Raw genomic sequence first — 5,093 nt, 5'->3', positions numbered from 1 at the left:
AAAATGCTCTAGGAGTTCCTACTAATGCGGTGTATGGATTCTTAACAATGCTTACAAAACTGTATGAGGAAATCAATCCAGATTATATCGCAGTTGCCTTTGATAAAGGTAAACAAACATTCCGTATGGATATTTACGAAGACTATAAAGGAACTCGTCAAAGTGCACCAGATGAATTGCGCCCACAATTTAGCTTGATCCGTGAAGTCTTAGAATCCTTAGGTATCATTGTCATTGAAGAAGAAGGATTTGAAGGCGACGATATCATTGGTTCTTTAAGTAAAAAGTGGGGGTCTACTGACTTACAAGTTCACATTATTACTGGCGATAGAGATAATTTGCAATTAGTCGATGAGTATACCAGTGTGTTTTTAACGAAAAAGGGCATCACTGATATGCTTCATGTGACTATGGCTAATATGGAAGAACTGTATGGGTACGGTCCGCAAATGGTCATTGAAATGAAATCTCTTATGGGAGATTCTTCAGATAATATTCCAGGTGTTCCTGGTGTTGGTGAAAAAACAGCCCTTAAACTATTGAATCAATATGGTACTCTAGAAGGTGTATACGAGCATATTGAGGAACAAAAGGGAAAACTGAAAGAACGATTAGTAGATAATAAAGATTTAGCATTCATTTCACATCAACTAGCTACCATCAAAACAGATATGGATATGCCTTATGAACTAGAGCAATTCATTCCTGCTGTACATCGTGGTGAAGTGACACCTTTATTTGAAAAGTTAGGTTTTCACGCAGTAACACCAAGACTACTAAAGGCTATGGGTGTGGCAGAAGAAGGGACTTTATTCGATCAATTCTTAGCTCCACCAGCAGAAGAAATTGAATTAACTCATGTCACAGAAGTGCCACGAGAATTTTACGAAGATAAAGTGATTAGCCTTGTCTTGAAAGAAGCGGGAACACATCCATTTAGGACGATAGAAGCCTTATATCTATATAATGGGGATACTCAATTAGTTGTGAATGGATTTGTAGATGTAGGGCATTTAGAAACAGTCTTTGAAGGGGCCAAGGAACTGGTTACAGATAATGCGAAATTGTTATTTGAAGTATTAGGTACTGAAACAACAGGTCGCATTTCAATTTTAAAAGAAGATTCTGTTCATATCAAAGATCTCACATTAATGGCGTATTTACTCGATCCAACACGAGCAAACTATGGTATGACCTATTTATGCGAACGTTTTGGACAGCCTTCCATTCCTGCTACGGAAAATGAAACAGAGTGGGCTCTACAAGCGCAAGCTTTATACCATATGCACGAGAAGGCTACGGAAGAGATGGAAGTAGCAGGTGTGTGGGACTTATATCGAGATATTGAATTGCCATTATTACGTACTCTATGTGTACTAGAAAAAAATGGTATTTACATGGATGTAGAGCAATTACACACTACATTGGAACGCTTCAAAGTAGAGGTTAGTGAACTACAAGAAAAGATATTTACATTGGCTGGAGAGACTTTCAACATTAATTCGCCAAAACAATTGGGTGTTATCTTGTTTGAAAAATTACAATTGCCAGTGATTAAGAAAACAAAAACTGGTTATTCTACGGATGCTGAAGTCCTAGACATGCTCAGAAATGACCATGAAATTGTAGAACAAATTTTGGCCTATCGTTCAGTGGTAAAATTGGTATCTACCTACTTAGAAGGGTTTGAAGGACTTGTGAATCCTCATACTAACCGGATTCATACTTCTTTTAATCAAATGGTAACAGCGACTGGTCGTTTAAGTAGTTCTGATCCAAATTTGCAAAACATTCCTGTACGCAGTGAAAAAGGCCGAGAAATTCGAGCTTTATTTAAACCTCATGATGGATATGATATGTTCGTCAGTGCCGATTATTCTCAGATAGAATTACGTATTTTGGCGCACTTGTCAGAGGATCCTGCCTTAATTCAAGCGTTCCAAAATGGTGAAGATATTCACCGTTTTACAGCAGCAGAAGTGTTGGGTAAATCCTTAGAAGAAGTAACGCCACTGGAGCGTTCCCATGCAAAGGCGATCAACTTCGGTATTATTTATGGTATTAGTGACTTTGGTTTGTCGCGTGACTTAGGTATTACGAGAGCAGAAGCAAAAGAATATATTGAGTTATATTTCAGTCGTTATCCACAAATTAAAGGGTACATGGACCGCATGGTGCAAGAAGCCCATGAAACTGGATCTGTACGCACTATGTTTGGCCGTGTTCGCCCATTACCTGATATTAATAGCCGTAACTTTAACCGTCGATCCTTTGCGGAGCGTACAGCTATGAATACACCAATTCAAGGGACAGCGGCAGACATTATTAAGTTAGCCATGAACCAAGTAGAACAAGCGCTAGAAGAGCAAGGCTTGCAATCTCGTATTTTATTACAGGTACATGATGAACTAGTGCTAGAAGTAGTAGAATCGGAACAAGAGCAAGTAGAAACTCTGTTGCGTAATTGTATGGAACAAGTAGTGACATTACGAGTGCCATTGCAGGTAGATGTGCACAGTGCACAGAACTGGGCAGATGTAAAATAGTAGGTTTATAGAATTTCTATACAATGTATTTGTGTATAATAATAGTTGAGTATGACTAGAATCAAATGTGGGGGTAAATATGTATAAAATCGGACTCACAGGAGGCATTGCCTCTGGTAAAAGTACAGTGTTACGATGGTTACAAAAAAAGGTATTCCCTATATTGATGCAGATGTAGTGGCTAGAGAAGTAGTAGAGCCGGGGACACCAGGTTTGCAGGAATTGGTAGAGGCCTTTGGACCTAATACAGTGCTAGAAGATGGTACGTTACATCGTGCCTATATTGGTAGCCTAGTATTTTCTGATCCAGAAGCCTTGGAGACCATCAATTCTATATTGCAACCCCATATTAGACATCGTATACAAGAATTGACAGAAGAATGGGAAGCAAAAGGAAAGCAGGCTATCATCTATGATATACCATTGATGTTTGAAACAGATTGGTATGCACGTATGGATGAAATTTGGTTGGTCTATGTGAATCCTGCTACTCAGTTAGAACGGCTGATGAAACGCAATGGTTATTCTGAACAAGAAGCATTAGATAGAATCCACAGCCAAATGAGTTTAGATGAAAAGCGTGCATTGAGCACAGTAGTTATTGATAATTCAGGGACTATGAAACAGTTAGAAAAACAATTACGAAAATTGTGGAAAACAGCGAAAATTCACTTTCAGAAGGAGGAACTATGAGGGTATCCACAGCATTTGCTTGGCTAATCGTTGTTCTTACGGCCTACTATGTGCAATATGGACAACCCTATTTAGCTAGACAGTATGCGTATCCATTAGTATATGAAAGCGCGGTAATAAAAAATGCATCTACTTACCATGTAAGACCATCTATGGTTGCGGCTGTTATCTATACGGAAAGTAAATTTGATACGAATGCAAAATCTTTACCAGGGGCTATAGGATTGATGCAGTTAATGCCAGAAACAGCGCACTGGATTGGAGAACAATTAAATCAGTCTAGCTTGTCTGACCAAGATATTAAGGAACCGAACACGAATATACAATTAGGGACCTGGTATTTATCATATTTATTAGAAGAATTTAAAGGTAATGAAATCTTAGCCTTAGCAGCCTACAATGCAGGACGTGGTCATGTGGAGGAATGGATGCAGACCTATGGCTGGGATGATAATTTTGATGATATAGACAAAATACCATTTCCAGAAACAAAAGATTACGTGAAACGCGTGATAGCGAATGAATCACAGTATCAAGCATTATATAGTCAACTACGATAAGGAAAGAGTCCATGGATGCAATCATAAAAGAATGTGAAACCCTCGATTTATCATGGGTAGAATCCACTATTGGAGACTTTCACTTAGTGGTGGAACAAAAAGCCATATCATCTACTGTTTATAGTATCTTTTATTATACAAATGATAGAAATTGGCGTTGGTCAGTTCTCTATGATACGGAAGTAGGGGATTATATGGTACGTATTACAGTACCTTTAGTAGAGTTTGTAGACATTGCTTTTATACGTGAGTCTTTAACCCCATTTATGGAGAACCTAAAGGCTAACTATAAAGCATCTATGATGACACGATTTATGGCGCCCCAAGAAGGATTTGTGTACGAATACAAGAAAAAAGGTATACATCAGTGGAATTATAGAGAGGCATTGCCACAAACAATCGTAGGATATCAGTTAGATGTGACGCCTCATACTGCATTAGATATGATTAATGGTTCCTATATTATTGGCACCTATATCAAAGATAATGAGGAAACAGGAGTCGTATTATTTTATAATACATTCCGCGATGAATTTTTTGGTGAAACTAGACAACAAGGCTATCCAGGAATTACACATGACTTGGACGCAACTACGATAGATAAATTTGAGCAAGCTTTGACGAATCATTTACAAGAAGTATTACTTAGTTTATAAACTACCTATATTATTTACTAATATAAATGGTATATTTTTTAGATACTATGTAATGGTAATACTTTTGTATAGGGAACAGAAATAGGATAGGGGAAGTATTTTGGAACAGATCCGAATAGAAAAACTAGGGAAATCCTTTGGGATACGAGAAATTTTCTCTAATGTATCTTTTACCATACGACAAGGAGAACGTCTCGCTTTAGTTGGCCCGAATGGGGCAGGTAAATCGACGTTGATGAAATGCATACTAGGCATAGAAGAACATGATGCGGGGATCATTGTGAAAGACAGTAGTATCACCATAGGCTATTTGCAACAAGATGTAAATTTAGGTGATGCTAGTTTAGAAGAAGAAATTCAAACGGCTTGGGCTGATGTACAGCACCTAGAATCCCAGTTACAAGAGTTAACGACAGAATTAGAAAATCGCGATGCCACAGAACAGGACTTGCGTCGTTTATCCTATTTGCAAGAGCGATTAGAATGGCTTGGTGGCTATGATTATGAAAAACAAAGCCAACGTATTGCTTATGGGTTAGGATTTAGTGACGAAGATTTAAAGAAGAAAGCCAGTGAATTTTCTGGGGGACAAAAAACGCGTATTAACTTGGCGAAAGCCTTGGTGCGTCGTCCTGATT

5 protein-coding genes are annotated in these 5,093 nt (G+C 38.2%); all 5 read left to right on the top strand.

The window, feature by feature from the left end; translation table 11 throughout:
* Positions 1–2,546, top strand: a 2,546-nt coding sequence (polA, locus tag HMPREF9200_RS07770) for a DNA polymerase I (RefSeq protein WP_009354173.1), incomplete at its 5' end; no start/stop codon positions are given.
* A gap of 135 nt (positions 2,547–2,681) precedes the next feature.
* Positions 2,682–3,239 carry a dephospho-CoA kinase gene (gene coaE, locus HMPREF9200_RS07765; protein ID WP_009354174.1) on the top strand — a complete coding sequence of 186 codons (558 nt, stop codon included), beginning with the start codon at positions 2,682–2,684 and terminating at the stop codon, positions 3,237–3,239.
* Complete coding sequence (locus tag HMPREF9200_RS07760; RefSeq protein ID WP_009354170.1) at positions 3,236–3,799, top strand: lytic transglycosylase domain-containing protein; 564 nt, start codon at positions 3,236–3,238, stop codon at positions 3,797–3,799. Before coaE ends, HMPREF9200_RS07760 begins: the two co-directional genes overlap by 4 nt.
* Before the next feature lie 11 nt (positions 3,800–3,810).
* Complete coding sequence (locus tag HMPREF9200_RS07755) at positions 3,811–4,455, top strand: hypothetical protein (protein ID WP_009354171.1); 645 nt, start codon at positions 3,811–3,813, stop codon at positions 4,453–4,455.
* 100 nt (positions 4,456–4,555) lie between these two features.
* Positions 4,556–5,093: ATP-binding cassette domain-containing protein (locus HMPREF9200_RS07750; RefSeq protein WP_009354172.1), on the top strand; the 538-nt coding region annotated here is incomplete at its 3' end.

The organism is Veillonella sp. oral taxon 780 str. F0422 (genome assembly GCF_000221605.1).
Lineage (GTDB): Bacteria > Bacillota > Negativicutes > Veillonellales > Veillonellaceae > F0422.
Note: the sequence above shows the minus strand (reverse complement) of the source record. Positions and strands in the feature narration are given on the sequence as shown.